The following is a 24,356-nucleotide window of genomic DNA, read 5'->3' on the forward strand; positions in this document are numbered from 1 at the left end:
ACTCCTTACGTACGCTCAAGCGTGGCTGACAGAACCTCCGCCTCAAGCTCCAGGGCGCGAAGGTCATTTTCGATGCAGGCTTCGTTGATCCGTTCGATCACCGGGGCATAGCCACGTATCTGCTCGCCCAGCTGCTCCAACCGCTCTGCCGCCCGGCCCGAGGCCTGACGCGACACCTTGGTATAGCTTTCCACTGTCTGCACCACCTTGGGCAGATAAACGGTGACAAAACGGCGCGCGGCACGGAAATCGTCGGGGTCCTCGACAATACGCTCGCGGATGGAATGGACGTTTTTGGCCATCTCCTCGATCGCAGTGCGGTCCAGTTTGGGGGCGTTCACCGCCGCACGTTCCAGACGCGTTCCGGCCTGGGACAACATGACCTCTGCTTTGCGAATATCGGCAGCCGTCACCCTTTGGGCCAGATGCACTTCGTCCAGCGGCCTGCGGCGCTGCACCAAAAGCAAAAGCGCGAAATAAGTCGCGACCGACAGCCCCAAGGCCAGCCACCAAACCAGGCTAAGACCGAAAAACAGCGTCAGAAACACCGCCGAGGCCGCAAGGCCTGCAACGATCTGACGGGGGCCGTCGGCAAGCTGCATCAATTATAGCCCTTGGCGCTGCGCAGCGCCTTGGCCAGATCGCCGCGGGCCTTGAACAGGCGTCCGATTGTTGCCTCGCTTAGCTCCTTAAGCTGGTCTTCGTCAGCATCCCCGAAGGCGATCGAATGGATCGGTACATCACGGCCAAACGGCAAACGCTGCATCGCCCGCATCATCGACCCGCGATTGCTGGTATTCGACGCACCATCGGTCATCGCGACAATGGCGGGCAGGTAATCCTCAAGCTCACCTTTTTCGTTATAGGGCACCAATTCCTCTAGCGCGGTGGTCAGCGCAGCGTAAAGGTCAGTACCACCACCTGCCTGCAGCGCATTGACATGGCTGAGTGCCGCCGAAAGATCACCCGCATCCGCCCCAACCACGACATGCGGCTGATAGGGCTTGCCGGAGAATGGCAGGATAATCGTGATATCCCGGCCCGAAGGCTGAAGCAGGTTCATCGCGGCCTCATCGGGATCAAGCAACAGGCGCATCGCCTCTTTCAACTGGTCCAGCGGTTCGCCATTCATGGAGCCTGAAACATCCAAAACCCAGATGGTCAGCGATGGTTTGCGCAACTCTGTCTGGTACAGGCGCAAGGCCTCGCGGATCACATCGCTTTCCGGGGTGGGCACTGGCGCGATGCTGCGATCCAGATCGACACCCCAATCCGCGTTCCAGATCGCCGCACTGGTCGCATCCGCTGACAACCCCAGCAGCCCAGCCCGGCGGCCCATGCGGGTGATTTCGTTCTGGGTATCGGATGACAGAAGGTGTTTTTGCAGCGCTAGAAACGCCTGCTCTTTCGCATCATCACCCTTTGAGACATATCCCAGCGGGCTGTCCGCCACAGAGCTGCCATTGGACGGATAGATGATATAAAGCGGTTCCTGCCCGGTGCGCACCAGTTCCTGATTGGCCTCAAGCACCATGGCCTCGTAGTTGAACATCGCGTCATAGGCTTGCGGGTTTTCAACCAGGGAATCCGCCAACCAGCCCGACGATCCTGAGGACCGGTCAACCAGCGCCAGCAGATCACGCACACCATCCTGAACCGTCGGGTCATTCAGATTGTCCTGTGTCAGGATGTCAGGATTGCCCGCCAGCGCATAAAGGAACCCGATATAGGCCGAAGCCCCGGAATTGGATTGCGTTGCAGAGGTCATGGAAAGGCGAAATTCGCCGTCACGGGCCGCCGCAGCGATGTCCTGAATGGTGATATCCTCGCGCCCGATCCAGCCCAAACGCTGGGCGATGGACTTGCGCAGCCCCAAGACGATGGGCGAGCGCAGGATCGATTCCCGGTGTTTGACCACCTTGTCGCTGTCGCCCAGTTCGATCCAAAGCGAGTGCGCAGGCCAGACCGCATCAAAAGCGCCCTCTTTTCCCCTGGACAATTCGCGGGAGATATCGACCGAGCCGCGATAGGTCATGGTGACGTCGATATTGTTGGCGCGTGCCCAATCGGTGACAATAGGCTCCAACCCCTTGTTTTCCGAGCCTGAGACGATGCTTAAGGTCGCGTCCGGCCTGCCCGTAAAGAAAACCCCGATCAGGAAGATGACGCCGATTGCAGCGATACCCAATGCTGCAAGGATCGGTCCGGTCTTGCTTTTCATGTCCCGCTCCCACACTCCGTACGTTTCACAACATGGCCTTACACCGATCCGCGGCAAGTGCCCAGCCGAGCATCAGGCAACATGTGATCTGCTCACAGATGGCCTGCATAGTGCGACGATTTCATGACAGATTGACGACAGTCTGCTGTGGCCGTTGCCAACAACGGCTTCTGGACCGCAGGCACTACGGTTGCCAAGTCAGAGCTTCTACAAACAGACCTCAGCCGACCCGCTCGCCGCCGCGCCAAACGGCGCGGATCACCGGGGTGTCATCCAGCATGTGCAGGCGAACCATATCTGCAACGCAGCCAGCACGCAGGCGGCCCCGGTCGGTCAGGCCGGTGACATCGGCGGGTGTGGCGCTGACTGTGCGGACCGCGCGCGGCAGGTCGTCCCACAGTGCCGCCAGCCGAAAGGCCGAAGACAGCAGCAGCGACGGTACATAGTCCGACGAGACGATATCCAGCAGCCCCGCCTCGGCCAGTTCCGCGGCAGAGACATTACCGGAATGCGATCCGCCCCGAACCAGATTGGGCGCGCCCATGATCACCTTGATCCCGGCCTCATGACAGGCCGCAGCCGCCTCAATCGTCGTTGGGAACTCGGCCAGATGAATGCCCATGCTGCTGGATTTCGCAACATGATCGGCGGTGGTGTCGTCATGGCTGGCCAATGTGGCCCCCAGCCGTGCGGCTTCTTTCACCGTTGCAGTTTCATGCGTGTCGCGAACCTTATCGCCAAGGGCGGTGCGGGTGGTTACCAGTTCCTGGAACTGCACATCGGAATAGCCGTATTTCCCGACATAGTAGGTTTCTAACTGGTTCAGATCGCGGAATTGCCGTTGCCCCGGCGTGTGATCCATCATGCTGACCAGCCCGACCCGGTCATCTTCGCCAAACTCGGCCAGTTCCTGCAACAGCGTCTCGGAACAGACCTCAGCCCTCAAGTGGATCAGATGACGGATGCGCAATGCACCAGCGGCGCGAAGCGACAGGATTTCCGTCGCCACGGCCCGGGCATAGGCGTCGTAGCGCTCGTTCGGGTTCACAATGGAGCCGACCCGCAGCGCATCGAACACGGTTGTAATCCCGGTCGAGGCCAGTTCGCCGTCATGCGCAAGGATCGCCGGGATATGCGGCAGCTTTACACTGGGCCTTGGCTCAAGATGCCGTTCCAGATTGTCGGTGTGCAACTCGACCATGCCAGGCACGATCAGATCGCCGTCACAATCAACCGCACCGGCAGGCAGGCTGTCTCCTTCTTCGATGCCAATGATCGTTTCCCCTTTGATATGCAACGCGCCCGGCATCACCCGATCCTCAAGCACAAGTGTAGCATTGGCCAGACAAAGCTCTTTGGTTTGCGCTGCGTCTTGTTCGGGTTCAGCAAAGGTCAGGGGCATATCAAGTATCCGGGTTTGGTCACGGGACGCAAAAGGCCGTCAGGTCATACATTTTCAGGCCACCTCGGCGGCAAGCAGATCCAGCGCCTCGGCAACGGTGTTTTCAAGCGGGCCGTCATTGCTGATGGTCAGAACTGGCAGCCCCTCAGGCAAGGGACGGTTGGCCTGCGCAAGACGACGGGTGATGTCCTCGGCGGTTTCGCGGCCTCTTGCGGCCAGACGCGCAGCGAGTGTTTCGGGGTCGGCGGTTACGTTCAGCACCGAAAAGGCAGGAAAGGCCGCAGCCACGTCCAGCAGCACAGCGCGTGACAGGTTAATCAGCATGCTCTGCCCCGCCGCGACGTTGTCGCGCACCTCAACCGGGATGCCATAGCGCAAGCCATGGGCGGGCCAGTCGATACAAAAAGCCCCGGCGGCTTTCATGCGGTCGAACTCTGCCTCGGTCGCGGGTGTGTAATCCTCGCCGCCCAGTTCTGCCGGGCGGGTGATCACCCGGCGCACCAGCTGGAAATCGGGTCGCGCCGCGCAAAGTGCGGCCATCAGCGTGTCTTTGCCCACGCCCGAGGGACCGACAACGCCGATCAGCCGTCCGCTCATGCGGCCACACCAGGGGTAAAGACCGAGACGTCAATCTGCCGGTCACAAACCCGGTCGCGGGCCTCTTCATCATGGAAGATGCCGACAATGGCCGCTCCGCGTGCCTTGGCTTCTTCGATCAGGCTTAGAACCACCTCCCGGTTGGCGCCGTCCAGACTGGCAGTGGGTTCGTCCAGCAGCAATGCGGGGTATTCGTGGATAAAGCCGCGCGCGACATTCACACGTTGCTGTTCGCCGCCGGAAAACGTCGTCGGTGACAGGGTCCATAGCCGTTCGGGCAGGTTGACCCGGGCCAGCATCTGGCGCGCGCGGGCCTCGGCCTGATCCTCGGGAACGCCGACACGCAACAGGGGCTCTGCCACCACCTCAAGCGTCGGAACGCGCGGCACGACGCGCAGGAACTGGCTGACATAGCCCAATGTGTCGCGGCGCAGTGCCAAGATCTCGCGCGGCTCTGCCTTGGTGACATCCAGACCGCCGACCACAATCGCCCCGCCAGAGCTAAGGTAATTGCCATAGATCATCCGCATCAGCGTTGATTTGCCCGCACCGGACACACCGACAAGCGCCATACATTCGCCCGCTGCAACCTCCAGCTCTGCATTGGTCATCACATCAATGACCGCAGCCCCCTGATTGTGCAGCGTGAAATTCTTGGAAACGTTGGAAACACGGATCATTGCATCCATCCTTTATACCTGAAGAACCGAGCTGACCAGCAGCTGGGTATAGGCGTGTTGCGGATCGTCCAGAACCTGATCGGTCAGACCGGTTTCGACGACATGCCCGTCTTTCATCACCATCAACCGGTCGGCCAGCAACCGAACCACGGCCAGGTCATGCGTGACAACAATCGCCGACAATCCCATATCGCGCACCAGCCCACGCAGCAGATCCAGCAGCCGCGCCTGCACGCTGACATCAAGACCACCGGTTGGTTCATCCATGAAGACAAGACGCGGCCCGGTCACCAGATTGCGCGCAATCTGCAACCGCTGCTGCATACCGCCGGAAAAGGTGGTCGGGCGGTCATCGACGCGGGTGTCGCTGATTTCAACCCGGCCAAGCCAGTCGATGGCTTTGTCCCGGATATCGCCGTAATGCCGCGCGCCAACTGCCATCAGGCGCTCACCGACATTGCCGCCGGCACTGACCCCCATGCGCAGCCCGTCCCGGGCATTCTGATGCACAAAGGCCCAATCGGTGCGGCTGAGCATACGGCGCTCTGGCTCGGTCATGCGCAGGACGTCTTTTTGACCGTCAGCGCGGGTCTCAAAGATCACCTCGCCCTCATCAGGAGGCAGGTGACCGGCCAGACAGTTCAGCAAGGTGGACTTGCCAGAGCCGGACTCGCCCACGATCCCCATGACCTCACCGGGCCAAAGGTTGAACGAGACATCGGCACAGCCGATATTTGCGCCGTAGCGCTTGGTGATGTTGCGAACATCCAGAAGGGGTGTGGTCATGCGGCATCCTCCGCCAGATCGGCACCCCGGTGACCCTCGGCCCGGCGGCGCTCACAATAATCGGTGTCAGAACAGACGAACATACGCCCGCCCTGATCATCGGTGATCACTTCGTCAAGATAACTGTCCGTCGCCCCGCACAAACCGCAGGGATGCGGCGCTTTGGACGGATCAAACGGGTGATCTTCGAAATCCAGGCTGACCACCTTGGTATAGGGCGGCAGTGCATAAATCCGCTGTTCGCGGCCCGCGCCGAACAACTGTATCGCGGGCATCTCCATCTTGGGATTGTCAAATTTCGGGATCGGCGACGGATCCATCACATAGCGATCTTCGACCTTCACCGGATAAGCATAGGATGTTGCGATATGCCCGTGGCGCGCGATATCCTCGTAAAGCTTCACATGCATCAGGCCGTATTCCTCAAGCGCATGCATTTTGCGCGTCTCGGTCTCGCGCGGTTCCAGAAAGCGCAAGGGCTCGGGGATCGGCACCTGATAGACAAGGATCTGATCCTCGCGCAGGCCTTCCTCGGGGATGCGGTGGCGGGTCTGGATCACGTCGGCTTCTGCCGTTGCCGTTGTGATCGCAACCTCTGCAGTCTTTTGGAAAAACTGCCGGATCGACACAGCATTGGTGGTGTCATCTGCACCCTGGTCAATCACCTTGAAGGTATCATCGGGCGTCAGCGTCGCCGCCGAGACCTGTACCCCGCCGGTGCCCCAGCCATAGGGCATCGGCATCTCGCGGCTGGCAAAAGGCACCTGATAGCCGGGAATGGCCAACCCCTTCAGGATTGCCCGGCGGATCATCCGCTTGGTCTGTTCGTCAAGATAGGCAAAGTTGTAATCTGTCATTTTTCTGTCATCCTTGTTCTGGATGATTGATTTGAGACACACGCGAAGGAGTTCGCATGGAAAATCTCGGTTTCGGCGAAATCTCCCTCGGCGCATTTCTGGCCATTGCACTTCTCAGATCTTTGATCATCGCCTGCTTTCCCGACAACTCTATCGGGTGCTGGATGGACGAGAACCTGACCTTTTTTGACAGCGATGGGGATTGCGATGGCGGGGGCGGTGGCGGCGACTAAGGTCATTCGGCCGCCTCCTGCACCTCAGGCACACCAGCCTCGCGCCGCAATTTGCGGATGAGTTCCAGTTCAGACTGAAAATCAACGTAATGCGGCAGTTTGATATGCTCCAGAAAGCCGGTCGCCTGGATATTGTCACCGTGATAGAGAACAAATTCCGCGTCTTGCGCCGGGGCGCCGACATTGTCCTCGCCCAGCTCTTCCCAGCGCAGCGCGCGATCCACCAGCGACATAGAGATCGACTTACGCTCTGACTGGCCGAAGACCAGACCATAGCCACGGGTAAACTGGGGCGGCTCGGTCTTAGAGCCTTTGAACTGGTTCACCGTCTCGCATTCCGTCACGGTGATCTCGGCAATCTCGATGGCAAAGCCCAGTTCGGGGATGTCCATTTCCACCGCGACCGCACCGATCCGCAATTCGCCCACAAAGGCATGGGTCCGGCCATAGCCGCGCTGCGTCGAATAGGCCAAACCAAGGGTGAACCCCTCATCGGCACGCGCCAGCGCCTGCAGGCGCAACGCCCGGTCTGCGGGCAGTTCCAGCGGCTCACGCGTCAGGTCTGGCGGGGTTGTGTCATTCTGCGGCGCCTCTTCGATCAGCCCTTCACGGTTTAGAAACCCGGTGACATGGGGCACATGCTCAGCACGCGGCTTCTGCGCCGGGGCCTCGGACACCTCGCCATCGGCGGCCAGCTTGAAATCCAGCAAACGGTGCGTGTAATCAAAGGTCGGCCCCAGCACCTGCCCGCCCGGCAGGTCCTTGAACGTGGCCGAGATGCGCCGTTCGCAGGCCATCGCGCAGGTGTCAATCGGCTCGGAATAACCGAAACGCGGCAGCGTGGTGCGATAGGCGCGGATCAGAAAGATCGCCTCGATCAGGTCACCCCGCGACTGCTTGATGGCAAGTGCTGCAAGGTCAGGATCATAAAGCGAGCCTTCGGCCATCACGCGGTTCACCGCGATCTGAAGCTGTTCCTTGATCTGCGCGATGCTGAGTTCGGCAACGGATGTATCGCCGCGCCGTTCCTCGGCCAGCCAGGCATGGGCATTTTCAATGGCGCGTTCGCCGCCTTTCACTGCGACATACATCAGCCAACCCTCGTCGATCTGGGCAGGGCCGCAACGCGGTCACCGCAAGTGAAATAGAAATCGAGGCCAAGCGGGAACAGTTTGTTATTGGCCGCCAGCGCCTCCGGATCAGGTAAGGACAGTTCAGCCGTATCCTTAATCCCCGGCCCTTTCAGTACGGTCCCCTTTGCGTCCAGCACATCGCATTCCACGATCAGCGTGGTGGACCGGTCGGGATATTCCGGCGTGCCAATCGGATAGGCTGTCAGCGGTTGCAGATCGTCCCAACGACCAATTGCAAAGGTCGCGTGCGATGGCCCGGCCACCGGCGCACCAGTGTGAAAGGCAAGCCAATCACGCACCGCAGCGCAATCGACCGCCCCCGCCAGATAAACCGGCGTATCTGCATCGGCCAGCGTCAACAGCAGCGTACCGGCAGCCGGGGACAGCGGTGCCGGCGGCTTGGCCCCGGTCATATCCTCAATCGTTCCAGGCCGCGCGATTGCATTCATCAGCGCGCGAAACGCATAGGCCGCATCGCGTGGCTTATCGGCAAATCCGCCTTCAAGTGTTGCAGAGGTCATCAGTCTTCTCCTCTGACCATGGTAAAGAATTCGACTTTGGTGGCTGCTGCCTTCGAAGCGCGGGCAGTGCGCCGCGCCTGTTCCTCAGCCTCGATCGGGGTCAGCACGGATGATCTGACCGCCTCGGCCTGATCAGTCTGCATCAGCGCATCAACCAGGGCTGCGGCCTCGGCATCAGGTTTACGCCGTCCCTGCACATGACCATGGCCAACGGCACCGCAGGGCAGCTTTAGCGTGCAGCGCGTCACCGTCACTTCGCCCAGGTTAAAGGCAGCACCCGTGGCCCCTGCCCGACCGCGCACCATAACGCTGCCAATCTCGGCAGACCGCAAAAAGGTGGTCTCGGCCCGAAGCCCAGCCTCGGCCAAAAGGCCTGACACCCGCCCCTCGGGCGCGCGGGCCAAAAGACCCATCCAGGCTTTGCGATCTTCTGTTTGTCGGTCCATCTAGACAAATCCAGCATATACTATACAACTAGACATATCTTACACTATCTGTCCCAAAAGGCTTGTGAAACATTCATGACAGAGCCGCAGCAACGCACCCCGATCTGGCGCTCTATCGCCGAGACATTGCGCCGATCCATCGCCGACGGGCATTATGGTGAAGGCAGCAAGTTGCCCACCGAAACAACACTGGCAGAGCGTTTTGGCGTCAACCGCCACACTGTGCGCCGCGCCATCGCGCATCTGGCCGAGGAAGGGTTGGTGCATTCACGTCGCGGTGCTGGTGTCTTCGTTCTGTCCCGCCCGTTGGACTATCCCCTGTCACAGCGGGTCCGGTTTCATCAGAATCTGCAAGCCGCAGGCCGGATGCCGGACCGCCAGGTCCTATCTGTTGAGATACGCGCCGCCGATGCGGGAGACGCCCGTCGCCTGAACATCGCCGTTGGTGACCCCGTTGTGGTCTCCAGCGCACTCTCCTTCGCCGACGGCACACCCCTGGCCCTGGCCGAAAGCCGCTTTCCCGAGGCACGCCTGCCCGGCCTGGCAGAGGCATTGCGCAGCGAAATTGGTGTGACGCGCGCCCTGCAAAAGGTTGGAATTGAAGACTATTTCCGCGTCTCAACCCGCCTGACCGCCACGCTTGCCACTGCAACACAGGCGCTCCACTTGCGGCTTCATGAAGGCGCGCCCCTGCTGCTGACCGAATCCCTAAGCCGAGACCCAACCGGCCAACCGGTCCAACACGGGCTGACCTGGTTTGCCAGCGAGCGGATCACGATCACCCTGGATCACTAAAGCGTTTCGGGATACACCTGAGACAAAGGATTATCCCGAAACGCGGTGATAAGCCTATAGGGTGCAAGGGTTTAGATTCTTTGTGATGTCTCAAGGTAAACTCGAAACGCCTTAATGTCAGGGGCCGGCCCGTTCACCCAAACCACTTCGCGTAATCGCTCACCAGCAAGTGCATGGGCGCTTCATCTTCCTCGATATCCGCGAAACGGCCGATGGGCGCACGGAAGATGTTATCGGTTTCGCCATCGTTGACAGTTGAAACCTCGCCAATCAGCACATCGCCTCCGTCTCCCCAGAAAGCGTGCCAGTCACCGGGCCGAAGCGTCACGCTTTCGCCCGGCGCAAGTCTCAGCTTTTCGCCAAGGGCAAAATCCCGACGAATATCCCCGGTCGCTTTGTTGTGCGCCGCATTATCCGCCCACGCATGGCCTGCACCTGCTGCGAGGCATTCACTCAGGCTCCATTGCCGTCGCGCCCAATTGAACGGGGCCGCCCCGGCCCGGGCCTGCTGGCCCACGTGCTGGTTGGCAAATACTGCGATCACCTGGCGCTGGATCGGCAATCCAAAATCTTCGCTCGTGAGAAGGTCGCTGCACCACTCCACTCTGACCGATTGGGTCGGGCGTAGCACGGCGCTGCTCGAGCCATTGGCCGGTCACATCGGCAAACTGGTCAGGGCGGGCCCGGCGCTTTTTGCGGATGACACACCAGTCAAACTGCAAAGCAAGCTCAAGCCCAAGAAGACCCAGACCGCGCGGCTCTGGAGCTATGTGCGCGATGAACGCCCGTGGAATACCGACGCCGATCACAAGATCATCTGCACCAAAGGAGACCGACAGATGTTAACGCTTTACCATTCGCCAATGAGCCGCTCGACCCGGGTGATGGCCCTGATCCAGGAGTTAGGGCTTCAAGACAAGGTGGAGGTGCGGCAGGTGACCGTGCAGCGCCACGACGGATCGGGCGGGGCTGATCCGGCCAATCCGCATCCCGAAGGCAAGGTGCCCTGCCTTGTGCATGATGGGGTCGAGATTTGGGAATCGAGCGCGATCATGCTGTACCTGTGCGACATGTTCCCCAAGGCTGGCATCGGTGTCCCGGTCGGCGATCCGCTGCGGGGTCGGTTCCTTAGCTGGTTGGCCTGGTATGGTGATGTGATGGAGCCGGTCTATAACCTGCAATTCGCAGGCGCAAACAGCCCTGCGTTGCACGCAACCTTTCGTGGTGTGCCTGAACTGGTGGACCGCCTGCGGGCCGCGTTAGAGCAAGCGCCGTATCTGGTTGGTGAGCATTACACAGCAGCTGACTTGCTGGTCAGTTCGACCTATGGCTGGCTGCCGGACAGTATGCCGGATGTCCCGGTGATCCGTGATTGGGTGGCCCGCTGTCTAGAGCGCCCGGCCCAGAAAGCGACCATGGCGGCAGATCAGGCGGCCTAGGGTCAGGACCCTAGCTTTCGGGGTCGGAATAACCGACCTTTTGTAAGTGCAAACGATCCCTGCGTCTCTGCCACTACACTGCTACGGCAGAGCCGCAGACTTGGCCCAATACCGGGCTAAAGCGTTTCGAGTTTACCTTGAGACATCACGTAAAATCGAAACGCGTACACCCTATCGGCTTATCACTGCGTTTCGGGATAAGCTTGTGTCTTAGGTTTATCCCGAAACGCTTTAGTTCAGCTCAGCCGCCGCCAAGATCGGCCCCGCCTCGCCCTTTTGCAGGAAGATCACGACCGGACCTTCGACCCCTTTGAGGGTCATCCTGTCACTGCCACTGCCGTCCCAGTCGCCGACATAGCGCAGCTTGGTAACGACATGCGAATAGGTCAGGGTTCGTCCCCGGTTTTCGCCCCGTTCAATCGAGACGGTCTGCTGCGGCACATATTGCGCCAGCATGACCCTGAGCGTCCCCAGCGTTTCGGGCGTGGCCAGCTTCACCTCCAGCATGTCGCCTTGCAAGCGCAAATCTATATCGGCGGCGGGCATCGCCTTGGCATGGGCATGGACACGCTTCATCACGGCCCGGCTATCATGCCCGACCATGGAATCGGTGCCTTGTACGATGATCTCTGGCGTGAATTTGCCGCGCAGCCGCTGGCGGATCCATTCCCGGTTGGTATGCCCGACATAGTCCATCTGGCGCTGGGTAAAGGCGTTCATGGCGAAGGTGTCCTTCCAGCCCAGATAGTCCCAGTAATCCACATGATAGGCCAGCGCGATAACGCCATCCTGCTGGGTCAATTTGCTCAGCATGGCATCCGCGGGCGGACAGGAAGAACAGCCCTGAGAGGTGAACAATTCAACCACAACATTGGCCTCCCCCGCCTTGGCGGCAGGGCTAAGCGCAATCAGGGCGGCGGTAAGCAGGGGGCGCAGGTAAGTTTTCATATAAAACATCTACGACGCCAGCGATCACACCGCCAGTCAACCATTTGCGAGGTGACGGGGTTGTGACTGATGCGTCAACAAGATTGGTCAAAGCTCCGCTGAATGACGGCGACCGTTGCTCCTACATGCACAAAGCGCATCAAGAGACGCTTTTAGCCGCACGACGGCAAGGTTTGTCACCATAAACTGAGCCGCACATCGCCGCGCCGTAAGGCCTGTGCGGCGCACCATGCCCAGCTAACTGGACATGGTGTAGGTCATTAAGCCGAGGCAGCCAGATTGCGCAGCACGTAGTGCAGGACGCCGCCGTTTTCGATGTATTCGATCTCTACCTCGGTATCGATCCGGCATTTCAGCATGATCTCTTTGGTGGTGCCGTCACCATAGGTGATTGTGCAAGGCACATCGGATAGCGGCTTCAGATCACCGGACAGGCCGTGGATCGAGACCGTTTCGTCGCCTTTAAGGCCCAGCGATTTGCGGCTGTCACCGCCCGTAAACTCGAACGGGATGACACCCATACCGACCAGATTGGAGCGGTGGATACGCTCGAAGTTTTCGGCAACCACAGCCTTCACGCCAAGCAGGTTCGTGCCCTTTGCGGCCCAGTCGCGCGACGATCCGGCACCGTATTGCTCGCCGCCAAAGACCACCAGGGGCGTGCCTGTTTCCTGATAGGCCATCGCCGCTTCGTAGATGGAGGTCTGCTGACCGTCCGGTCCAAGGGTATAGCCGCCTTCGACCCCATCGAGCATCTCGTTCCTGATGCGGATGTTCGCAAAGGTGCCGCGCATCATCACTTCGTGATTGCCGCGCCGCGATCCGTAAGAGTTGAAATCGCGAACAGACACCTGACGGTCGACCAGATACTTGCCAGCCGGTGTCGTGTCCTTGAACGAGCCCGCCGGGCTGATGTGATCGGTGGTGACCATATCACCAAGGATCGCCAGCACCTTTGCCCCTTCGATATCCGAGATGGTCCCGGCCTCTTTCGACATGCCCTGGAAATAGGGCGGGTTCTGGATATAGGTCGAGCTGGCAGGCCAGTCATAGGTCAGGCTGTCGGTGGTCTCCACCGCCTGCCATTTCTCATCGCCTTTGAAGACATCGGCATATTTCGACTGGAACGCCTCACGCGTCACGGTCTGCTCGACCAGTTCCGCGACCTCCTGCGATGTCGGCCAGATGTCTTTCAGGAAGACGTCATTGCCGTCACGGTCCTGCCCAATGGGATCTGCGGTCAGATTAATATCCAGCGTCCCGGCCAGCGCATAAGCCACCACCAGCGGCGGGCTGGCCAGATAGTTGGCGCGCACATCGGGGCTGATCCGGCCTTCGAAGTTGCGGTTGCCGGAGAGCACGCTGGTTGCGACCAGATCGCCCTCAGCAATAGCGTCGGACAGTTCTTTCTGGATCGGGCCAGAGTTGCCGATACAGGTGGTGCAGCCATAGCCCACCAAGTTGAAGCCGATCTTGTCCAGATCTTCCTGCAGGCCCGCCGCCTCAAGATAGGCGCTAACCACCTGCGATCCTGGCGCGAGGGAGGTTTTCACCCAAGGCTTGCGATCCAGACCAAGCGCAGCGGCTTTGCGCGCTACCAGACCTGCGCCGATCATCACATAAGGGTTGGACGTGTTGGTGCAGGAGGTGATCGAGGCGATCACAACCTTGCCGCTTTCCATGGTGTAGTCTTCACCCGCGACGGCAACTTCCTTGCCCATCGGGCGCTTGAAGGTCTGCTCCATCTCATTGCGGAAGGCGTCTTTCGCATTGGACAGGGCAACGTAATCCTGCGGACGTTTCGGGCCCGAGATTGCAGGCACGATGGTGCCCATGTCCAGCTCAAGCGTATCGGTATAAACTGGCGCGTAGTTCTCATCCCGCCAGAAACCGTTTTCCTTGGCATAGGCTTCGACCAGCGTAATGCGCGCCTCGTCCCGGCCGGTGTTGCGCAGGTAACGCAGGGTTTCACCGTCAATGGGGAAGAAGCCGCAGGTCGCGCCATATTCGGGGGCCATGTTGGCGATGGTGGCGCGATCCGCCAGCGGCAGAACATCCAGACCTGGGCCGTAAAACTCAACAAACTTACCGACCACGCCCTTTTCGCGCAGCATCTCAACCACCTTGAGTACCAGATCGGTGCCGGTGGTGCCTTCGACCATCTGGCCGGTCAGTTTGAAGCCCACAACCTCGGGGATCAGCATGGAGATCGGCTGCCCCAGCATCGCTGCCTCAGCCTCGATCCCGCCGACGCCCCAGCCCAGAACGGCGGCGCCATTGACCATGGTGGTGTGGCTGTCAGTGCCGATCAGCGTATCGGGGTACGCCACCTCTTCGCCGTTCTGATCCTGATCGGTCCAGACGGTCTGGGACAGATATTCCAGGTTCACCTGATGGCAAATGCCAGTGCCCGGTGGGACCACGCGGAAATTGTTGAACGCGCTCTGGCCCCATTTCAGGAAGGTGTAGCGTTCCATGTTCCGCTCATATTCGCGGTCCACATTCATCTGGAACGCGCGCGGATTGCCAAACTCATCAATCATGACGGAGTGGTCGATAACCAGATCGACCGGGTTCAGCGGGTTGATCTTTTCCGCATCACCGCCAAGTGCCACGATCCCGTCACGCATTGCAGCCAGATCGACGACCGCCGGAACGCCGGTGAAATCCTGCATCAGAACGCGCGCCGGGCGATAGGCAATCTCCCGCGGGTTCTTGCCGCCCAGCTTGGCCCAGTCCGAGAACGCCTTGATGTCATCGACGTGAACGGTCTTGCCATCCTCGAAGCGCAGCATGTTTTCCAGCACCACCTTCAGGGCGGCAGGAAGCTTGCTGAAATCGCCCAGACCGGCTTGTTCCGCGGCTGTGATTGAGTAGAACGCGAACTCCCTGCCCTCCACAGTCAGTTTGCGTCTGGTGTTTGCGCTATCGGTTCCGACGGTGATGGGCATATGGCTCTCCGGTCATCATGGGTGGCTGGATTTGCGGTCCGTATGCCTGAAATGACTTCGTGCTGCAAGGCATCTAGATCAAAAAGTGTACAATTGCATACAAAAAAATTCAGGCGCTTCCGACCGGCGGGCGGATGGGGTAAGGCTGGCGCATGAATTTATCCGTGACCTCTCTCGATCTGCTCAGAAATGGCCGTCCGGTGCAAACCGGACTGTCTTTTGAGGTCCCGGCGGGTCAGGCCATGTTTCTGCGTGGCCCCAATGGCGTGGGCAAAACCAGCCTGTTGCGCGCATTGGCCGGTTTGTTACCGCTGAGTGGAGGAGAGGTGCATCTAGGCAGAAAATCCCTGCAGCAGGATCACGATGGTTTCACCGAAAAGGTCGCGCTGACCGGGCATCTCGATGCTGTGAAGCCGCCACTGACCGTCGCTGAAACCTTGCGATTCTGGGCCGGGCTACATGGATTTGACGGGGATATGGACGCGGTGCTTGAGGATTATGCGCTGACGGATTTGTCCGAACGGCTGGCAGGTCGGCTGTCAGCGGGGCAGCGGCGGCGGCTGGGTCTGGCACGGCTGCCGTTGACCGGAGCAAGCCTGTGGCTGATGGATGAGCCCGCCAATTCACTGGATACCGACAGCACGGTGCGGCTTGGCGCCCGGATTGATCGCCATCTGGAAACCGGTGGTGTGGCGGTGATTGCCACGCATATCAACATCCCGCTTCAGCGCTCAGACAGTCTGACCCTGTCGCCGCCTGCGCCTTCGGCCAATATCGATCCCTTTCTCGACGGGGCCTTTGTATGAGCCCCAGCCGCGCCTTACTGACCCACGAACTGACGCTGGCGTTGCGCAGCGGCGGCGGAACGGCCCAGGCGCTCAGCTTTTTCCTGATCCTGACAGTGTTGATTCCTTTCGGCATCGGGCCCGATCCGAATCTGCTGGCAAAAGTCGCACCAGGAACCTTGTGGATCGGGGCGCTGCTGGCCTGTCTTTTGTCGCTGGAGCGGATTTTTCAGACCGATGCCGAGGATGGCACACTGGACACGCTGGCCCTGACTCCGCTGCCGCTGGAGATGATCGCTGCCCTCAAGGCGCTGGCGCATTGGCTGGTCACCGGGTTGCCGCTGACGCTGCTCAGCCCGGTTCTGGCGATCACGCTGAACCTACCGGGCACAGCAATGCCCTGGCTGATCGGCAGCCTGCTGTTGGGTACGCTAGCGCTCAGCCTGCTGGGCGGCATCGGCGCGGCCCTGACACTGGGCTTGCGGCGAGGCGGGCTGCTGGTCGCGATCCTGACGCTGCCCCTTTATGTGCCGACGCTGATTTTCGGTGCCCGCGCGGTGTCAGAGGCCGCTACCGGTGGCAATCCGGTGCCAGCGATGGCCCTTTTGGGCGCGCTGAGCCTGGCAATCGCAGCCATCAGCCCCTTTGCCACCGCAGCGGTGCTGCGGATACAACTGCGCTAAACCGCTGGCATCCCCGTTCGTGTGGCGACGAAACATCCTTCGCCTGTTTGTGATTTGGACGTGATGCCCTTGGCACCGTATCTGGTCTGCAAAGATCCGAGGATGCCATGATTGAACTTGCCTTTGCCTATCTCGCCGGTCTGCTGACGCTGATCAATCCCTGCGTCCTGCCGGTCCTGCCCATTGTGCTGGGATCCGCAGCTGGCGCAGATAGGCGTGGACCAATCGCTCTGGCGGCCGGGATGAGCCTGAGCTTTGTTGCCTTGGGCATCGGGATCGCAGCCCTTGGCCCCGCGCTTGGGATCGACAGCGACATGGTCGCCACGGCCGGGGCAGTGATCATGGTGGCGTTCGGGCTAATTCTGCTGGTGCCCGCCCTGGGACGCCGGTTCGAATTGGCCACCGCCGGTATGGCCGCCGGTGCAGACAGCCGGATGGGGGCGTTGCAGCCCACCGGGCTGACGAGCAATTTTTTGGGCGGGATGCTTTTGGGCGCCGTCTGGTCGCCATGTATCGGACCAACACTCGGCGCGGCCATAGGTCTGGCCAGCCAGGGCGAGAACCTTGGCTATGCAACGCTGATCATGGTGGCTTTTGCCGCTGGCGTGTCGACGCTGATCCTCGGGCTTGGCCTGGGGGCGCAATCCCTGATGCGCAGCCGCGCGCAGTCGCTGCGTAAGATCGCCGAAAAATCAAAGCCGGTGCTGGGTGCCGTCTTTGTCGCCGTGGGGCTGATGCTGCTCTTCGGTGTGCACCATCTTATCGAGGCATGGGCCGTTGATAACCTGCCCTACTGGTTACAGGACCTGTCGGTCCAATTTTAAGGAAACAGGAGAAACCAAATGAAACGTCGTCTATTTCTTGCCACTGCTGCGGCTCTGGCCATCGCCCTTCCAGGCCTGTCGCGGGCAGCCGATACCGTTGACTATAGCCCAGGGCTGATCGCGCAAGCCCTTGCTGATGGTAAAACCGTTTTTGTTGATTATGCCGCAGACTGGTGCAGCACATGCGCGCGGCAGGAGCGCGTCATCTCGGCCCTGCGCGCGGCCAATCCGGCCTATGACGAGGCTATGCTGTTCGTTCGCGTCGATTGGGATGACTATAAGCGGCACAAGGTTACGACCAGCCGCAAGATCCCGCGCCGCTCGACGCTGGTTCTGCTGCGCGGAGATAAAGAACTTGGCCGGATCGTGGCAGGGACCGGTGAAGCCGAAATCCGCACGTTGATGGAGAAGGGTCTAAGTGGTGCCAGTTGACAGGGCCGGGGTGGGTTTCACCCACCCTACGCCAATCGGCACGCATTATGTAGGGTGGGTTTAAACCCACCCTTTTCAACGACCGCGGATGCGTGGATCAAGCGCGTCCCTTAGCCCATCACCGACATAGTTCACGGATAGCACCACAAGCGAGATCATGACGCCGGGCCAAATGGGCCGCTCCGGGTATAGGCTAAGGTACTGAACCCCATCGTTCAGCAACCTGCCCCAGGTTGGGAAGTCCGAGGGAAAGCCAAGGCCCAGAAAACTAAGCGTACTTTCGGTAATAATTGCCACAGCGATCCCAAGCGCAGCAGAAACCATCACCGGGCTAAGAACATTTGGCAAGATATGCCGCAAGATCATCTTGGATCCTTTTGTCCCGATGGAACGTGCGGCCAGTATGAACTCCCGCTCTTTTAGCACCAACACTTCGCCTCGGACAATTCTGGCCGTTGGCATCCACGATGTGATGCCAATCGCCGTCACCATCAGAATGAATATACCTGCCTCTGGGCCAAATGCCGCACTTAAAGGCTCACGGAACAGTGTCACCATCACCAACAAAAGCGGCAAAAGTGGCAGGGCAAGGCACAGGTCAGTCGTCCGCATAAGGATTCCGTCAAGCCATTTTACATAGCCCGCAAGAATCCCCGCCAGCGTGCCGAAAAACAAGGCAACGACCATGGCACAGATACCAACGGCAAGCGAAATGCGCCCACCGAACATGATACGCGCAAATATATCGCGGCCCAGATTGTCCGTCCCAAACGGATGCGCCCAGCTGACTCTGAGGCCGCTCGCATCTTGAGGATTAACAAAGCAGCCCGCAATCGCCGCCCAATCCAGTTCAAAACACGCAAAAATATGACGCGTGTTTGGTCGACCTGCGCCGGTCTTTGTCGGTTCAAAAGGCCAGATCATCGGTCCGAAGATCACAGCGATTAAGATGATGAGAAAGACCGCCCCGCCAAGCACAGCACCCTTGTGCTTGAAGAACTGATGCCAAACATCCTGCCATTGGCTACGGTTTTTTGTGACGTCGGTTTTCTCAGTCATAGCGAATTCTCGGGTCAAGAACACCGTAGAGCACATCGGCGATCAAATTGAAGATGATGATCAGAAATGCGAACAGCACGGTGATCGTTTGTACGGTTGGAAGGTCATTCGCCAGCAGAGCCGTGATCAGAAGATGACCAATCCCATTCACGCCAAACAGATTTTCTGTGATAATTGCGCCGCCAAATATCGCGGGTGCGCCAAGTGCGATAACGGTGACAACCGGGATCAGAGAATTCCGCACAACGTGCCCAAGAACAACCGCAGATTCTCCCAACCCCTTTGCCCGGGCCGTCCTGACATAATCCTGGCTTAGGTTATCCAGCATCGACGCACGCATGTATCGACTGATCTGCGCCGTTGTCTGAATTGCCAAGATCATCACCGGCAGGAACATCTGTTTCAACTGAAAGACAAAACTGTCCCAGTCTGTAACCTTATGCAGTGTATCGTATTTCTCCGGAAACCAGCCCAGACCAACCGTAAAGATGTAGATCGCAACGACACCCGAAAAGAACGGTGGTATCGCAAACCCAATCATAGATACGAAGGTACCAATCTGGTCAAACCAGGAATACTGCTTGTAGGCCGAGATTATGCCTATTGGCAGCGCAATCAGTATGCCGACCACATAGGCGAGCCCAACGACCCAAAGTGTCTGCGGCAGGCGTTGTACCACAGTGTCCATCACTGGTGACCGCCACTGCCAGCTGATCGCGCGTTGTTGGCCTTCGGCCCAATTTGTACCGAAAATGGCATCAGCAAGATGCATAGGCTCTACGATGTAGAACTGCCAAAGCCATTTGACGAAGCGGATATGTGTTGGCTCTCCCAATCCAAGCGCTTCTCTCATCTGGGCGCGGACTTCCGGTGGGACCGTCAATGGCACCTGAGCCATCGGGTCGCCGGGCGCCAAATCGAGAAGCAGAAAAATCACTAAGGAGATGAACAACAGCGTCGGCACGGCGGTTACAAGCCGGCGCAAGGTAAATGTCAGCATACAGGGTTGTCCCCGGTCATCTGTAAGACGGAAATGAGCGGTCGGGGCATCGACTGCCCCGACCTGACCTCAGATCACTTGATGCGGTACCAGTCGGCTGCGTTCCACAGCTCACTGTCCCAGGTGTTCAGCACAACGCCACCCAAAGTGTTGGCATGCGCGGAAACCCGACCACGATCGACCAGCGGCAGCAGGATGTATTCCTGCATCAGCATATCGTTCTGCGCTTTTGCAATACGGGCACGCTCTTCAAGTTCACCGGTCGTTGCGAACTCTTTGATCAGCGCTTCGTAGGCGTCAGAGCAGTAACGGTTGATATTGTTACCCTGCCACTGGTTTTCAGGGCTCGGGATATCATTGCAGGCCCAGTTTGCCATATAGGCTTCCGGGTCAGTCCCGTCGAAGTTGTTGGCGTACATTTCGACATCGGCAAAGAATTTCTGGAACGTGTCCGGGCTGCCCGGATCGCCACCAAAGAAGACCGATGCGTCAAGGTTACGCAATTCGGTTTCAACACCGATCTCGGCCCACCACTCTTTGATCAGCGCCTGGAAGTCCTGACGGACGGCGTTGGTCGAGGTCTGGAACAGAAGCTCCAGCTTCTGGCCATCCTTTTCACGGATACCATCGCCATCACTGTCAACCCAGCCGGCATCCTCCAGCACCTTCTTGGCACCTTCGATATCCTGAACAAGACAGGCATCATTGGCTGTCGACTTGTAGATGGCCGGTGCTGGCAGCACGTTACAGGTTGCACGACCCGCATCGCCATAGCCAATCTCGACCAGCAATTCGCGGTCAATGGCCATCGACAGTGCCTTGCGCACAGCCATGTCGCTGAGGACCGGGTGCGGATGCTTAACGGTTGCACGTTCCTCACCCAGCGACGAGCTTGGGTCCGTCAGATTGATCATGATACGTTCAACCAGCGTACCAAAGGATGACACAACGGTCCCTTTCCCAGCTTTCTGCATGTTCTGCAGCACATCAGGTGCCAGTTGCAGGTTCCAGGCGTAGTCAAACTCGCCGGTTTCCAGAACCGAACGGCCAGCGCCAGTTGCGTCACCGCCACCTTTTAGTGTCGCTGTCGCAAAGGCAGGCTTGGCCGGATCGCGATAGTTCGGGTTCGCCTCAAGCGAGATAACGTCATTGGGGCGGAACTCGGTCACACGGAACGCGCCGGTACCGATCGGGCTAAAGTTGGCGTCGGTGCACTCGGGCGCTTTCGGGCCAAGACAATCAGCAAACTGAGCCTTCTGGATAATCGGAGCCTGCGCGCCGACAAACGGGCCGTAAGGGAATGGCTTGGCAACGCCAAACTTCACCACAACGGTCAGTTCATCGGGGGTTTCGATATCCACAACGTCCAGGAATTTCTCGACCTGGGCACAGCCGCCGCCTTCAGCGGTGCAATATTCCCAGCTGAATTTCACGTCTTCAGAGGTCACCGGGGTGCCATCAGACCATTTCAGGCCCTCTTTCAGTTTCCAGGTGATCTGCTTCAGATCTTCGGAAACACCACCATTCTCAACGGTCGGGATGTCCTGAGCCAGCCAGGGCACCATGTTGCCGTCTTGATTGTACCGCGCCAGCGGCTCAATTACCAGGCTGGATGCTTCCAGATCTTTGGTGCCGCCCGAAAGATACGGGTTCATGATCGACGCTGCCTGCCAATAGATGATATTGACATGGCCGTCAGCACCGCGCTCCGCCAGTGCACCGGATGCCAGCACACTTAGCGCAGCTGCGCCGCTAAGCAGTTTGTTGAACTTCATTGGGTACTCCCTGTTTGCAAGAATACGTGATGTGGCCACTCTTATGACGGCCATCACTGCGGGGCATGCTAAGCAAAGATGTCCAGATAGCAAGTCGCTTCCCCGGAATTCGGCCCAAAGCCATTCATTTCGGGCGTCTTGCGACCGATATCGCTTATCTTCACCTGTAATGCTCCCCCTTTTCGTCACTGATCAGGCAAAACCACCAGATCCGTTGACGATGGCGGGATGCTAGACATAAAAAATGCCGCAGGACAATGGGCATTTGCAATCTTGACGCTGACCGCCAAGCCCCGCAGTCTGCGCAAGTTAAGCGGAGAGACCTATGGTAGAGACGCCCACAGCCGAAGAAATCCTTGAGACACTGGTCGCTTTCAAGACCATCTCAAGCCGCAGCAATCTGTCGCTGATCCAGTATGTGCAGGATTTTCTAACCGACTATGACGTGACGTCAGAGCTTGTACCCGATGATAGCGGTGAAAAGGCAGCACTTTACGCAATGATCGGTCCGGCAGAACCGGGCGGAGTGGTTCTGTCCGGTCATACCGATGTTGTCCCGGTGCAGGGCCAGCCCTGGACCACGGACCCGTTCAAACTGACTGAGCGGGACGGCAATCTCTATGGTCGCGGCACATGTGACATGAAAGGATTTCTCGCCGCGTGTCTGGCAATGGTCCCCGCCTATGCCAGCGCCCCGCTGACGCGCCCGGTGCAACTGGCCTTTACCTATGACGAGGAAGTCGGCCTTCTGGGCGCGCGCAAACTGATCCCTAAGATGCAGGCAGCCCTGCCCGCCGCTTCAGTCTTTGTTGGGGAACCGACCATGATGGATGTGGTTACAGGCCATAAATCCATAGCCGAGATTCGCACCCATGTCCGCGGGCACGAGGTGCACTCCTCGCTCAATCATACCGGCGTCTCGGCCGTGATGATTGCGGCCCGGCTGATCACATGGGTTGATGAACAGAATCGGGCCAATCGGGAAAATATCTCTAAGTCCGATTTTGTCCCGCCCTGGACCACGCTGCATGCCGGGATCATCCGCGGTGGCACGGCCCACAACATCACGGCGCGAGACTGCGAATTCACAATGGATGTGCGGGCCATACCTGAAGAAAACAACGCCGCATGGCTGCAGCGCTATCAGGACGTGTGCGATGAGATGCAGCGCGAAATGCAGGCCATCGCCCCTGATAGCGGCATCACAGTCACCGCAAGTTGCGACGCACCGGGTTGCCGTCCCGAGGAAAACGGTGCCGCCGAACAGCTGGCCCGGCAACTGACCGGCGACAACGGCACCCATGTCGTCAGCTATGCAACCGAGGCCGGATTGTTCCAGGATGCCGGATATTCCACCATCGTTTGCGGTCCTGGCTCTATCGAGCAGGCGCATCAGCCTGACGAATTCATCGCCCGCAATCAACTGGCCGCCGCCGTCGCGTTCCAGGAGCGGCTGCGTGATCACCTTTGCACCTGAGGTATATATGTCCATTCCCAACCGTTTCGCCGAACTGCATGCCGAGATCACCGAATGGCGGCGTGACCTTCACCGCCATCCCGAATTGCTGTTCGACACCCATCGGACCTCTGGCATTGTTGCAGAGAAGCTGCAGGAATTTGGCTGCGACGAGGTGGTGACCGGCCTGGGGCGGACCGGCGTCGTTGGGATCATCAAGGGGCGGGATACGTCCTCGGGCAAGGTGATCGGGCTGCGCGCCGATATGGATGCCCTGCCGATGCAAGAAACCTCGGGCGTGCCGCACGCCTCTGAGACGCCGGGGATGATGCATGCCTGCGGTCATGACGGGCACACGGCGATGCTGCTGGGGGCCGCGAAATATCTGGCCGAGACGCGCAATTTCAACGGCACGGTCGCCGTGATCTTCCAGCCCGCCGAAGAAGGCGGCGGCGGCGGCCGCGAGATGGTCGAAGACGGCATGATGGAGCGGTTCGACATTGACGAGGTTTACGGCATGCATAACCGCCCTGGCACGCCGGTGGGTGAGTTTTGCCTGCGCCCTGGCCCGTTGATGGCCGCCGTCGATATGCTGACCATTGATGTCACCGGGCTGGGGGGCCATGCCGCCCGCCCGCATGTCAGCATCGACAGCACATTGGTCTGCGCCCAGATCGTCGTTGCCTTGCAACCGGTGATATCGCGACGCACGGCACCTGACGATCACGCCGTTGTCTCGATCACTTCGTTTCACACCGAAAGCGATACCCAGAACGTCCTGCCGCAAACAGCGCATCTGCGCGGCACCATCCGGACACTGAATGCCGAGACCCGAGACCGGATCGAGGCTGATATCAAACGCATCGTCACCGGCGTCTGCAAAGCCTATGGCGCAACAGCAGGTATCACCTACGAACGCTCCTACCCCGTGACCGTCAACAATGACGCCGCAACAGATTTCTGCGCCGCCGCCGCCGCTGACATCGTCGGGCAAGGCAACGTAGACACTGGCATCCCTGCCGTCATGGGCGGCGAGGATTTCTCCTATATGCTGGAAAAGCGCCCGGGCGCGATGATCTTCATCGGCAATGGCGACAGCGCACAGGTCCACCACCCGGATTACGACTTCAACGACGACGCAATCCCTGTTGGCTGCCTGTACTGGACCCGGTTAGTGGAAAAAGGCATGCCGGTAACCTGACGCCCTATGTTGGGCAGTGACCTGCCCCCCGAGGCTCCCTCATTCATAACGAGAGTCTGCGGGTCTGGTTTTCATATTCGTTGGTTTCGTTTTGGGCAAGCGCGCCGGGCGCGGAGCCCTCAAATTGCTCAA

The 24,356-nt window shown here is 59.4% G+C and carries 24 protein-coding genes and 3 pseudogenes; 11 read left to right on the forward strand and 16 right to left on the reverse strand.

The window, feature by feature from the left end:
• Positions 1-5 precede the first annotated feature (5 nt).
• The 7 genes from ACW9UQ_RS11350 to ACW9UQ_RS11380 all read right to left on the reverse strand — a co-directional run bounded on the left by ACW9UQ_RS11350 (position 6) and on the right by ACW9UQ_RS11380 (position 6,543).
• Entirely contained in the window at positions 6-602 is a 597-nt protein-coding gene (locus ACW9UQ_RS11350; protein WP_458931132.1) for a 5-bromo-4-chloroindolyl phosphate hydrolysis family protein, read from the reverse strand.
• Positions 602-2,221 carry a substrate-binding domain-containing protein gene (locus ACW9UQ_RS11355; protein WP_458931133.1) on the reverse strand — a complete coding sequence of 540 codons (1,620 nt, stop codon included), beginning with the start codon at positions 2,219-2,221 and terminating at the stop codon, positions 602-604. The genes ACW9UQ_RS11350 and ACW9UQ_RS11355 overlap by 1 nt, the downstream gene beginning before the upstream one ends.
• A 220-nt stretch (positions 2,222-2,441) precedes the next feature.
• On the reverse strand, positions 2,442-3,623 hold the full coding sequence (locus ACW9UQ_RS11360; protein ID WP_458931134.1) for an alpha-D-ribose 1-methylphosphonate 5-triphosphate diphosphatase: 1,182 nt from the start codon (positions 3,621-3,623) through the stop codon (positions 2,442-2,444).
• A gap of 54 nt (positions 3,624-3,677) precedes the next feature.
• Positions 3,678-4,220 (reverse strand): phosphonate metabolism protein/1,5-bisphosphokinase (PRPP-forming) PhnN, encoded by a 543-nt coding sequence (phnN, locus tag ACW9UQ_RS11365; RefSeq protein WP_458931135.1) that lies wholly within the window; start codon positions 4,218-4,220, stop codon positions 3,678-3,680.
• A complete protein-coding gene (gene phnL, locus ACW9UQ_RS11370) occupies positions 4,217-4,900 on the reverse strand; it encodes a phosphonate C-P lyase system protein PhnL (protein WP_458931136.1) in 684 nt (227 codons plus the stop codon). Before phnL ends, phnN begins: the two co-directional genes overlap by 4 nt.
• A 12-nt stretch (positions 4,901-4,912) precedes the next feature.
• Complete coding sequence (gene phnK, locus ACW9UQ_RS11375) at positions 4,913-5,686, reverse strand: phosphonate C-P lyase system protein PhnK (RefSeq protein WP_458931137.1); 774 nt, start codon at positions 5,684-5,686, stop codon at positions 4,913-4,915.
• Positions 5,683-6,543, reverse strand: a complete 861-nt coding sequence (locus tag ACW9UQ_RS11380; protein WP_458931138.1) for an alpha-D-ribose 1-methylphosphonate 5-phosphate C-P-lyase PhnJ — start codon at positions 6,541-6,543, stop codon at positions 5,683-5,685. The genes phnK and ACW9UQ_RS11380 overlap by 4 nt, the downstream gene beginning before the upstream one ends.
• Before the next feature lie 56 nt (positions 6,544-6,599).
• Between ACW9UQ_RS11380 and ACW9UQ_RS11385 the strand changes: the two genes are divergently transcribed.
• Positions 6,600-6,776 carry a hypothetical protein gene (locus tag ACW9UQ_RS11385; RefSeq protein ID WP_458931139.1) on the forward strand — a complete coding sequence of 59 codons (177 nt, stop codon included), beginning with the start codon at positions 6,600-6,602 and terminating at the stop codon, positions 6,774-6,776.
• Between the two features lie 2 nt (positions 6,777-6,778).
• Here ACW9UQ_RS11385 and ACW9UQ_RS11390 read toward each other — a convergent pair whose 3' ends face one another.
• From ACW9UQ_RS11390 to phnG, 3 genes are read right to left on the reverse strand one after another with little or no spacing between them, the layout of a single operon-like run.
• Positions 6,779-7,867 carry a carbon-phosphorus lyase complex subunit gene (locus ACW9UQ_RS11390; RefSeq protein WP_458931140.1) on the reverse strand — a complete coding sequence of 363 codons (1,089 nt, stop codon included), beginning with the start codon at positions 7,865-7,867 and terminating at the stop codon, positions 6,779-6,781.
• Positions 7,867-8,430 (reverse strand): phosphonate C-P lyase system protein PhnH, encoded by a 564-nt coding sequence (phnH, locus tag ACW9UQ_RS11395; protein WP_458931141.1) that lies wholly within the window; start codon positions 8,428-8,430, stop codon positions 7,867-7,869. Before phnH ends, ACW9UQ_RS11390 begins: the two co-directional genes overlap by 1 nt.
• Complete coding sequence (phnG, locus tag ACW9UQ_RS11400) at positions 8,430-8,876, reverse strand: phosphonate C-P lyase system protein PhnG (protein WP_458931142.1); 447 nt, start codon at positions 8,874-8,876, stop codon at positions 8,430-8,432. The genes phnH and phnG overlap by 1 nt, the downstream gene beginning before the upstream one ends.
• A 75-nt stretch (positions 8,877-8,951) precedes the next feature.
• Here phnG and phnF point away from each other — a divergent pair, with 75 nt between their 5' ends.
• Complete coding sequence (gene phnF / locus ACW9UQ_RS11405) at positions 8,952-9,671, forward strand: phosphonate metabolism transcriptional regulator PhnF (protein WP_458931143.1); 720 nt, start codon at positions 8,952-8,954, stop codon at positions 9,669-9,671.
• A 133-nt stretch (positions 9,672-9,804) separates the two neighbouring features.
• Here phnF and ACW9UQ_RS11410 read toward each other — a convergent pair.
• Positions 9,805-10,053, reverse strand: a pseudogene (locus ACW9UQ_RS11410) (D-lyxose/D-mannose family sugar isomerase); the annotation flags it as partial.
• On the opposite strand from ACW9UQ_RS11410, the pseudogene ACW9UQ_RS11415 reads away from it, so the two are divergent.
• The 3 genes and pseudogenes from ACW9UQ_RS11415 to ACW9UQ_RS11425 form a co-directional block, all read left to right on the forward strand.
• Positions 10,054-10,498 (forward strand): annotated as a pseudogene (locus tag ACW9UQ_RS11415) (IS66 family transposase); the annotation flags it as partial.
• A gap of 27 nt (positions 10,499-10,525) precedes the next feature.
• Positions 10,526-10,738: pseudogene (locus ACW9UQ_RS11420) on the forward strand (glutathione S-transferase N-terminal domain-containing protein); the annotation flags it as partial.
• A 90-nt stretch (positions 10,739-10,828) separates the two neighbouring features.
• Positions 10,829-11,110, forward strand: a complete 282-nt coding sequence (locus tag ACW9UQ_RS11425) for a glutathione binding-like protein (RefSeq protein ID WP_458931155.1) — start codon at positions 10,829-10,831, stop codon at positions 11,108-11,110.
• 231 nt (positions 11,111-11,341) lie between these two features.
• Here ACW9UQ_RS11425 and ACW9UQ_RS11430 read toward each other — a convergent pair whose 3' ends face one another.
• Together ACW9UQ_RS11430 and acnA are read right to left on the reverse strand one after the other, a co-directional pair.
• Positions 11,342-12,058, reverse strand: a complete 717-nt coding sequence (locus ACW9UQ_RS11430) for a DUF1223 domain-containing protein (RefSeq protein ID WP_458931144.1) — start codon at positions 12,056-12,058, stop codon at positions 11,342-11,344.
• Positions 12,059-12,318: 260 nt separating this feature from the next.
• Entirely contained in the window at positions 12,319-15,009 is a 2,691-nt protein-coding gene (acnA, locus tag ACW9UQ_RS11435; protein ID WP_458931145.1) for an aconitate hydratase AcnA, read from the reverse strand.
• A 152-nt stretch (positions 15,010-15,161) separates the two neighbouring features.
• On the opposite strand from acnA, the gene ccmA reads away from it, so the two are divergent.
• The 4 genes from ccmA (at position 15,162) to ACW9UQ_RS11455 (ending at position 17,733) form a co-directional block, all read left to right on the forward strand.
• A complete protein-coding gene (gene ccmA, locus ACW9UQ_RS11440; RefSeq protein WP_458931146.1) occupies positions 15,162-15,815 on the forward strand; it encodes a heme ABC exporter ATP-binding protein CcmA in 654 nt (217 codons plus the stop codon).
• A complete protein-coding gene (gene ccmB, locus ACW9UQ_RS11445) occupies positions 15,812-16,477 on the forward strand; it encodes a heme exporter protein CcmB (protein WP_458931147.1) in 666 nt (221 codons plus the stop codon). Before ccmA ends, ccmB begins: the two co-directional genes overlap by 4 nt.
• 107 nt (positions 16,478-16,584) lie before the next feature.
• On the forward strand, positions 16,585-17,301 hold the full coding sequence (locus ACW9UQ_RS11450; RefSeq protein ID WP_458931148.1) for a cytochrome c biogenesis CcdA family protein: 717 nt from the start codon (positions 16,585-16,587) through the stop codon (positions 17,299-17,301).
• Between the two features lie 18 nt (positions 17,302-17,319).
• Positions 17,320-17,733, forward strand: a complete 414-nt coding sequence (locus tag ACW9UQ_RS11455) for a thioredoxin family protein (RefSeq protein WP_458931149.1) — start codon at positions 17,320-17,322, stop codon at positions 17,731-17,733.
• Positions 17,734-17,808: 75 nt separating this feature from the next.
• On the opposite strand, the gene ACW9UQ_RS11460 is transcribed toward ACW9UQ_RS11455, so the two are convergent.
• From ACW9UQ_RS11460 to ACW9UQ_RS11470, 3 genes are all read right to left on the reverse strand, one after another.
• Positions 17,809-18,792 (reverse strand): ABC transporter permease, encoded by a 984-nt coding sequence (locus ACW9UQ_RS11460; RefSeq protein ID WP_458931150.1) that lies wholly within the window; start codon positions 18,790-18,792, stop codon positions 17,809-17,811.
• On the reverse strand, positions 18,785-19,792 hold the full coding sequence (locus ACW9UQ_RS11465) for an ABC transporter permease (protein ID WP_458931151.1): 1,008 nt from the start codon (positions 19,790-19,792) through the stop codon (positions 18,785-18,787). The genes ACW9UQ_RS11460 and ACW9UQ_RS11465 overlap by 8 nt, the downstream gene beginning before the upstream one ends.
• A 74-nt stretch (positions 19,793-19,866) precedes the next feature.
• Positions 19,867-21,567, reverse strand: a complete 1,701-nt coding sequence (locus ACW9UQ_RS11470; RefSeq protein WP_458931152.1) for a peptide ABC transporter substrate-binding protein — start codon at positions 21,565-21,567, stop codon at positions 19,867-19,869.
• Positions 21,568-21,892: 325 nt separating this feature from the next.
• Here ACW9UQ_RS11470 and argE point away from each other — a divergent pair, with 325 nt between their 5' ends.
• Positions 21,893-23,044 carry an acetylornithine deacetylase gene (gene argE, locus ACW9UQ_RS11475; protein ID WP_458931153.1) on the forward strand — a complete coding sequence of 384 codons (1,152 nt, stop codon included), beginning with the start codon at positions 21,893-21,895 and terminating at the stop codon, positions 23,042-23,044.
• A gap of 7 nt (positions 23,045-23,051) precedes the next feature.
• Positions 23,052-24,224 carry a M20 aminoacylase family protein gene (locus ACW9UQ_RS11480; protein ID WP_458931156.1) on the forward strand — a complete coding sequence of 391 codons (1,173 nt, stop codon included), beginning with the start codon at positions 23,052-23,054 and terminating at the stop codon, positions 24,222-24,224.
• Positions 24,225-24,356 lie beyond the last annotated feature (132 nt).

The organism is Halovulum sp. GXIMD14793 (genome assembly GCF_054457435.1).

Coding starts and splice junctions, on each gene's coding strand:
- ACW9UQ_RS11360 (WP_458931134.1), bottom strand. CDS start 3,623: ATGCCCCTGACCTTTGCTGAACCCGAACAAGACGCAGCGCAAACCAAA.
- phnF (WP_458931143.1), top strand. CDS start 8,952: ATGACAGAGCCGCAGCAACGCACCCCGATCTGGCGCTCTATCGCCGAG.
- ACW9UQ_RS11350 (WP_458931132.1), bottom strand. CDS start 602: ATGCAGCTTGCCGACGGCCCCCGTCAGATCGTTGCAGGCCTTGCGGCC.
- argE (WP_458931153.1), top strand. CDS start 21,893: ATGGTAGAGACGCCCACAGCCGAAGAAATCCTTGAGACACTGGTCGCT.
- ACW9UQ_RS11425 (WP_458931155.1), top strand. CDS start 10,829: ATGGAGCCGGTCTATAACCTGCAATTCGCAGGCGCAAACAGCCCTGCG.
- phnN (WP_458931135.1), bottom strand. CDS start 4,220: ATGAGCGGACGGCTGATCGGCGTTGTCGGTCCCTCGGGCGTGGGCAAA.
- ACW9UQ_RS11450 (WP_458931148.1), top strand. CDS start 16,585: ATGATTGAACTTGCCTTTGCCTATCTCGCCGGTCTGCTGACGCTGATC.
- ACW9UQ_RS11460 (WP_458931150.1), bottom strand. CDS start 18,792: ATGACTGAGAAAACCGACGTCACAAAAAACCGTAGCCAATGGCAGGAT.
- phnK (WP_458931137.1), bottom strand. CDS start 5,686: ATGACCACACCCCTTCTGGATGTTCGCAACATCACCAAGCGCTACGGC.
- phnL (WP_458931136.1), bottom strand. CDS start 4,900: ATGATCCGTGTTTCCAACGTTTCCAAGAATTTCACGCTGCACAATCAG.
- ACW9UQ_RS11355 (WP_458931133.1), bottom strand. CDS start 2,221: ATGAAAAGCAAGACCGGACCGATCCTTGCAGCATTGGGTATCGCTGCA.
- ACW9UQ_RS11390 (WP_458931140.1), bottom strand. CDS start 7,867: ATGTATGTCGCAGTGAAAGGCGGCGAACGCGCCATTGAAAATGCCCAT.
- ACW9UQ_RS11430 (WP_458931144.1), bottom strand. CDS start 12,058: ATGAAAACTTACCTGCGCCCCCTGCTTACCGCCGCCCTGATTGCGCTT.
- acnA (WP_458931145.1), bottom strand. CDS start 15,009: ATGCCCATCACCGTCGGAACCGATAGCGCAAACACCAGACGCAAACTG.
- ACW9UQ_RS11465 (WP_458931151.1), bottom strand. CDS start 19,792: ATGCTGACATTTACCTTGCGCCGGCTTGTAACCGCCGTGCCGACGCTG.
- ccmA (WP_458931146.1), top strand. CDS start 15,162: ATGAATTTATCCGTGACCTCTCTCGATCTGCTCAGAAATGGCCGTCCG.
- phnH (WP_458931141.1), bottom strand. CDS start 8,430: ATGACCTCTGCAACACTTGAAGGCGGATTTGCCGATAAGCCACGCGAT.
- ACW9UQ_RS11455 (WP_458931149.1), top strand. CDS start 17,320: ATGAAACGTCGTCTATTTCTTGCCACTGCTGCGGCTCTGGCCATCGCC.
- ACW9UQ_RS11385 (WP_458931139.1), top strand. CDS start 6,600: ATGGAAAATCTCGGTTTCGGCGAAATCTCCCTCGGCGCATTTCTGGCC.
- ACW9UQ_RS11380 (WP_458931138.1), bottom strand. CDS start 6,543: ATGACAGATTACAACTTTGCCTATCTTGACGAACAGACCAAGCGGATG.
- ACW9UQ_RS11470 (WP_458931152.1), bottom strand. CDS start 21,567: ATGAAGTTCAACAAACTGCTTAGCGGCGCAGCTGCGCTAAGTGTGCTG.
- ACW9UQ_RS11480 (WP_458931156.1), top strand. CDS start 23,052: ATGTCCATTCCCAACCGTTTCGCCGAACTGCATGCCGAGATCACCGAA.
- phnG (WP_458931142.1), bottom strand. CDS start 8,876: ATGGACCGACAAACAGAAGATCGCAAAGCCTGGATGGGTCTTTTGGCC.
- ccmB (WP_458931147.1), top strand. CDS start 15,812: ATGAGCCCCAGCCGCGCCTTACTGACCCACGAACTGACGCTGGCGTTG.